Origin of the sequence: Bacteroides sp. 41_26 (assembly GCF_949740115.1) — a bacterium.
Taxonomy (GTDB): domain Bacteria; phylum Bacteroidota; class Bacteroidia; order Bacteroidales; family Bacteroidaceae; genus Bacteroides; species Bacteroides nordii.
This window is the reverse complement of the sequence record NZ_CATJGZ010000112.1, coordinates 177861-184350: the sequence shown is the minus strand read 5'-3', so window position 1 is coordinate 184350 and position 6490 is coordinate 177861. Positions and strand designations below refer to the sequence as shown.

At 38.6% G+C, this 6490-nt stretch carries 6 protein-coding genes; all 6 read left to right on the top strand.

Features of this window, described 5'->3' with window-relative positions:
• Positions 1-649, top strand: a 649-nt coding sequence (locus QX565_RS17095; RefSeq protein ID WP_289293647.1) for a hypothetical protein, incomplete at its 5' end; no start/stop codon positions are given.
• Positions 650-753: 104 nt separating this feature from the next.
• Positions 754-1188, top strand: a complete 435-nt coding sequence (locus QX565_RS17090) for a hypothetical protein (RefSeq protein ID WP_221650104.1) — start codon at positions 754-756, stop codon at positions 1186-1188.
• 1 nt (position 1189) lies between these two features.
• Positions 1190-1870 carry a hypothetical protein gene (locus QX565_RS17085; RefSeq protein WP_289293645.1) on the top strand — a complete coding sequence of 227 codons (681 nt, stop codon included), beginning with the start codon at positions 1190-1192 and terminating at the stop codon, positions 1868-1870.
• A 447-nt stretch (positions 1871-2317) separates the two neighbouring features.
• A complete protein-coding gene (locus QX565_RS17080) occupies positions 2318-2725 on the top strand; it encodes a hypothetical protein (protein WP_289293644.1) in 408 nt (135 codons plus the stop codon).
• A 218-nt stretch (positions 2726-2943) separates the two neighbouring features.
• A complete protein-coding gene (locus tag QX565_RS17075) occupies positions 2944-4719 on the top strand; it encodes a glycoside hydrolase family 43 protein (RefSeq protein ID WP_289293643.1) in 1776 nt (591 codons plus the stop codon).
• Positions 4720-4731: 12 nt separating this feature from the next.
• Entirely contained in the window at positions 4732-6453 is a 1722-nt protein-coding gene (locus QX565_RS17070; protein ID WP_289293642.1) for an FG-GAP repeat domain-containing protein, read from the top strand.
• Positions 6454-6490 lie beyond the last annotated feature (37 nt).

Below are 6490 nucleotides of genomic sequence, written 5' to 3'. Positions count from 1 at the left end.
TGTGTTTCTTTTACGGCCGTACGATATCCATTGTGATTCAATCTCTCAGATAATTAGTACCGAAAGAGATATTTGGTATTACAAGCCTTTGTGTGATACTTTGATTTTGAAAGATAGCTTGCGTGATATTCGTTTCCATGTACGTCAGGCTTGCGCGTATGATATTCGTGGTGTAGATCAAATCTATTTTCGTTATTATTTGCCTTGGATTCGCTTTTATGAAACTGATAATATAAAGATATTCGGAGTTTGGTTTGATTATTTAGCTTTGCGTGACAAGTATGACACATTAATGGGGATTTACTATGATTTGGGTAGAGAGAATGTAGATAATATCTTTGCCGGACCATGTGGTTGGGATGATATAGAACGAGGTATTTCATATTATGGAAGACGATTGGGAACTCCTTTACCTGATACTATTTATTTTTCAGTTTATGGGAATCCTCACATTTATGTAGATAAGCCTACTTATCGTACTCTTTCCCGTGATAAACAATGGGAGGCTATCCATAGGAGTGGAAAGTTGGAGAATGAACGCCGTATTTTAGGTCAGCTTATATTTGTAAAGTCGGACAGCCTTATCTTTGAGAATAAGCGTTGTTATGATAATGACAAGTTATTGATAAAGCGTCCGGTAGATTATTGAATTATAGTGTACCACTGGCTTTAAATGCAAGATATAAAATGAAGTAGGGATATTCAGTAAATGTCTTTCTTTCGTAGAAATGAATTAAAAAAAATGACAAATTTGTGAATGAAAGTGTAGTAACAAATATTGTATATGGAGGAAATGCTCAAATCATGGATATTGCAGAGAATACGATAACATTAGATGCTTCTAAAGGTGGTGGAGCAATTGCTGTATTGGCAAGCGAAAACTCTACATTGAAACAGAATACAATTCTTATCAACCCCTCTATTAAAACACAGGCTACTGTATATGCTGTTACTCCAGCGTATTATGTAACACCTATAATCCCTGATAATGGACCACGATTTATAAAAGAAACAATATCTCAAGGTGTAAATGATGTCACATTTCATGAGATAGGTCATGTTATTTACCAAGGTAAAGCTCAAAACAATGTGATAAATTATCACAATAGGGTTAGGAGGATACTGAATTTAGCTCCACGACCATATGATGAAACTCACAATAGAAATGTAAAACAGGGGGTATATTAATATGAATAAGATTTGTATTGCTGCACTATTTTTGTTTGTTTTTGGGGTTCATTTGAGTGCACAAATGAAAGAACTAAAACCCAATAATTATGAGTCTGTATCCACGGATCGTTTGTGCTTACGTTTAGTTAATAAATCAAATGATTGTATGATCTTTGAATTCATTAATAAATCTGATGATAGTTTGTATCTCTTTGATAGTTATCTGAACGAAATTTCAATTTTGTCGAAAGAAAATTTGTATGATACTAAATATTTGCATAGATATGATGAAAAAACAAAACAGCGTAAATTTTCTTTTTTACCGCTTTTGCCATACTTATCAGTAGAGTATGTTGATCTTACCGTAATAGGAGAAAAAAGGTTCGTAAGGAAAGGACAGATAATATATCATTTTAGTCCTATTCCTCCAAAAGGAAAACTTTATATTTCAATTCCTGGAACGTTTTTTTATTCAAAGAAATACGTTAAAGATATCTCCCTTAAAAGTTTCTCTATTTTTGATAAAAGAATAAAGTTTGATGATATATTAAAAAAAGAATGTGATCAAATAATAGTTGAATTTGCCATCTATAAGAATGTTGACTTATTGACTTCGATGGATGCTTATTATTTGGATGAGATTAGATTTAATGAACAGGCGCTTTCGTATGAAATCTTTTCTATCCTTATTGATTTGTAATGGTAAGTGTTGGTACGATTCGATCTTATGTCGTTTTACGACGATGGATTCTTTGCGTGAGAAGTATTATGATAAGAATCTGTATACTTATTGTTGGGTTAATACGATGAAGTAATAGTTTTGGAAGGAAAGTTGTATTTCTTGAAGTGAATTTATTCACGATACCTTATGATAGAATGATTACAAACCGAAACTATGATACTTTTACAGCGACTCATGAATTTGGGCATTTAAGTGGCCTTGAACATAATAAGCGTAATCCTTTTAACTTAATGAGGTCAAATGGTTCCTTTTACAATTTAAATAGTACACAATTTAAAACAGTTTATTCAAAATGGAAGAATAAAGAGCTAAATAAAAGATATAATTATGAAATTAACCCCTTAGGGAGGAAAAGGCCCAATAGAGGGAAGGCATCAATTTATGTTAGACCATAATTTACATCATATGAAAAAGAGAAAAATTCTATTATTATTAGCAATGTCGTATTTTTTGATATTTGTTTCTAAAAACATTTATTGGTATGTTAGAAAGGATTGTACCAATTTGTCTTTTGTTTTATCAAATCATATTACATGTTGGAATGGAGAGAATACAGAGATATCTATTGAGGTTTATATTGATAACAAACTGTATTTCAGGAATAATAGATTCTCTGAGCTTTATTTGTTTATTGATAATATGAATGTATCTATGGGTTATCATCATCTTAAAGTTGTTGTAGATTTTCATTTTGTTGAAACGGAGGGCTTTTTTGTTTTTCCTATAAAATGGATTACTATTGAATGTTGGGGAGAAGGAGATATTGAGAATATTACGTTAGGGTTTTCCTCATCACCTCCAGGGCTAATGTAAGAGAGGATATATGGTAAGTATTTGGGAAGAGTCGGTTATAGTAAATTTTCGTGGTTTACTAACAGAAATGTAGAAAGTAGCCTGCATTCTATTCTTCAAATATCAAAAATATCTACATTGGTTATATTTATTGATACATTTATCACTATATGCGATAACCAATAACACTACATTTGCACACAAACCTTCGAGTTATTAACCAAATTAAAATAAAAATTATGAAGAACATTTTCTCTTTAAAGAAAAGCAGGTCTGCTCTGTCACTTGTTCTTTGCTGCTTACCTTTTATCACTATTACTGCGCAGCAAATGACGGCATTTGAAAGAGTAGGAACAGATGATGAATCTATTCAGGAGTTTTTTCCGGGTGAACACCGGGCTCGCCCGGTATTAGGGGCATATACCAATAGCGGTTATATGGGATTGTTTTGTGGCGGGCAGGATCTGGGAGGCTCTAGTGGCTGGTATATAGATCCGCGTTGGGGAGATTTGGGAGACGGAACGTTTGCCAATCCTATTCTGAATGGTGACTATTCCGATCCGGACGTTATCCGGGTAGGGAGTAAATACTATATGATTTGTTCCGAGTTCCACTTTATGGGTATACCGGTTCTGGAATCGGATGATATGGTAAACTGGACCATTGTTGGTCAGATATACAATCATATCGATCTTCCTGGTTTTTCGGAAATGAAGCGTTATGGCGATGGCAGTTGGGCACCTGCTCTACGCTATCATGACGGAAAGTTCTGGATGTTTGTATGTATGCCAAACGATGGATTGTTTATGTCTACAGCTACAAACGCTGCCGGCCCCTGGACACCTTTACATTGTGTGAAGAGTGCCGGTGGTTGGGAAGATCCTTGTCCGCTTTGGGATGATGACGGACAGGCTTATGTGGGGCGCAGCCAATTGGGTGGTGGCCCGATTTATATTCATAAGATGAGTGCAGACGGTAGTCGGCTTCTTGACGATGGAAAGAAAGTATACGAAGGTCCTGTTGCCGAAGGGACGAAACTCTTTAAGAAGGATGGCTATTATTACATAAGTATTCCCGAAGGCGGTGTAGGTTCGGGTTGGCAAACGGTGATGCGTTCTAAAAATATTTATGGACCTTATGACTCAAAACGTGTATTGGAAATGGGAGTGACGAAGGTCAATGGTCCTCATCAGGGAGCTTTGGTAGATACACCCGAGGGAGAATGGTGGTTTTATCATTTCCAGTCGGCCGATCCGCAAGGGCGTGTTGTACATTTGCAACCGGTGGTATGGGAAGACGGTTTCCCGGTTATCGGCACGGACTATGACAAGAATGGAATTGGTGAACCGATGAAAGTCTGCAAAAAGCCTGCTGTTAAATGTGATGTAACTCCGCATGCACCGCAGGCCAGTGATGATTTTTCTTCTGATAAGCTGGCTGTACAATGGCAATTCAATCATAATCCGGCAAATGAAAACTGGTCGCTTACTTCCCGTCCGGGATGGTTGGAGATCAAAGCATTGAAAGCAGAAAGTGTGCGTGATTCCCGCAATCAGTTTACTCAAAAGACGATGGGGTATAAGGGCGAAGTCGTTATCCGGATGGATTATTCTGCTATGACCGAAGGACAACGTGCGGGTTTAGAGTGTATTGGTAATAAATTTTGTGGAGCAGGTGTTCTGATGCAGAAGGATGATGGAACATTAACCCCGGTTGTTTATTATGAGAACGAAGGACAGATAAAGCTGATTAAAACAATAGAAAAAGCCGGTGATCCGGTGATTTATGTAAAATTGGCGATCGATGCCTTGAATAATAAGCATCAATTCTCTTATAGTCTGGATGGTCAAAACTATCTGGAGTGTGGTGATTCCTTTCAGGAAGGCTCTCGTGACTGGAAAGGTTCTCGTGTAGGGCTTTATTCATATAATACAAAGGAAGAGGGTGGAAGCGCCTGGTTCGACTCGTTCGAATATAAATTTGACGGCCCTGGCGGTCTGGTAACAGAAGAATAAAAGGAGTGGTTTATGAAAAAGAGATTAATTGCTTGTTTGCTTGCAACGTTACCGTGCATCGGAGCTGTTGCTCATGTCTGGGATGAATTAGCTATCCTCGCCCGGCGTAATAGTGATGGTACTTTTACCCTTGAGAAAGACTCTTATCTGGCTGTAAGTACCTATACGAATGCTGTCTTTTTTGATTATAACAATGACGGAAATCTTGATTTGCTGATCATGGGGCAGGGAGGAGACTGGAATGTCAGTAGTGATATTAAAATAGTTGCTTTGTACCGGAATCTGGGAGAAGAGAATGGATATCGTTTTGAGAAAGTTGCTGCTCCGGGTTTTCTGCCATACAAGGATGAAGGATTTTTCAATCCTGTATCCGTAGGCGATTATAACCATGACGGATATACGGATGTAGTTGTGATGAGTTATCACAACGGACGCCGCATTGATCTGTATCTCAATGATCGTGGAAGTGGTGCCTTTATTCGTCAGGAACAACAGGTGTTTGAGGCAGCTACCAATGGATCGGTCCTGTTTGGTGACCTGAATAATGACGGTTGGCTCGATATTGAGTTCACCGGATATAGTGACAAAACTTCTACTGCGCTTAAAACGTATATTAATAAACGTGACGGTTCGTTTGTGGATGAAACGCCTTCAAATATTCGCGGAGCTTTTCAGGGACAGTCTACACTTGCAGATATTAATGGCGACGGTACATTGGATATCATCAGTACCGGAAACGGAGACGGTTGGGTCTGTCTCTCTTCTTTGTATTATAGCACTGTAGATAAAGATGGTAAATGCATCTATCGGTATGTATCCGAAAAAGAAAGTAATATTCTGGGAGTGAGCCGTGCCAATCCGTTGGTTACCGATTTTAATGGCGATGGGCTGATGGATATGGTGATCAATGGAGAACCCGGTGATGGCTCCGGTTTTAGAAACCGTATTTATTATCAGACGCGGGAGGGTAAGTTTGTTATGGATAAATCCTATCCGGTGGTTCCTGTCAATCAGGATGGTGGTATTAACATGGGTGACGTCAATGGAGATGGTAATATGGACTTGATTGTTGGCGGCTATGTGGGTACTTACGAGAAGGCTCCTGCCTCCTATTATACGGCTCCGTTACGCGTTTATGAGAATAATCCGCAAAAGGTGGGACTTTCCGGAAATACTTTTCCCGAACCGCCATCCAAAGTTACGGCTGTGATGGAAGGTGATGAACTTGTTATCTCCTGGTTACCCGGTTCTGATAAGGAAACGTCGGAAGCTGCTTTGCGTTACAATATTTATGTCCGTAACGAAACGACCGGAGAATTATATACAATGATCCCGGTAGATATTGAAACCGGTAGGCTGAAAGTAGGTACCGACTTACAAACTTCTCTCTCTTCCGCCCTCAACTCCTATCGGATGCGTGTGTTCGGCAATGGTAGATATACCGTAGGTGTTCAGGCGTTGGATCAGTCGTACGCCGGTAGTAAGTTTGCAACCACCGGTTTATCTGTTGCAACCGGCATTCAGTCAATCGCATCATCCGATCATTTCAGGGTTGTTCCGGTAGATACCGGAGTAATGGTTCGTGGTATGGATAATCACAAAGTAGTTGTGTATACTATGGACGGCAGAACCGTGAATACCGGCTTTTCTAATACGGTTATTCCTTTGTCGGAAAGAGGAGTATATCTTGTTTCTGTGAGTGGAGAAAGAACACCGCTGAAGTGTATGTATTAGTAATGATTAGGTGTATTTGTGCTATCGTAAAACCAAA

What these genes read in the sequence shown, in the direction of transcription:
- QX565_RS17085 (WP_289293645.1), top strand. Translation starts at nt 1,190, where the DNA reads ATGAATAAGATTTGTATTGCTGCACTATTTTTGTTTGTTTTTGGGGTT.
- QX565_RS17080 (WP_289293644.1), top strand. Translation starts at nt 2,318, where the DNA reads ATGAAAAAGAGAAAAATTCTATTATTATTAGCAATGTCGTATTTTTTG.
- QX565_RS17075 (WP_289293643.1), top strand. Translation starts at nt 2,944, where the DNA reads ATGAAGAACATTTTCTCTTTAAAGAAAAGCAGGTCTGCTCTGTCACTT.
- QX565_RS17070 (WP_289293642.1), top strand. Translation starts at nt 4,732, where the DNA reads ATGAAAAAGAGATTAATTGCTTGTTTGCTTGCAACGTTACCGTGCATC.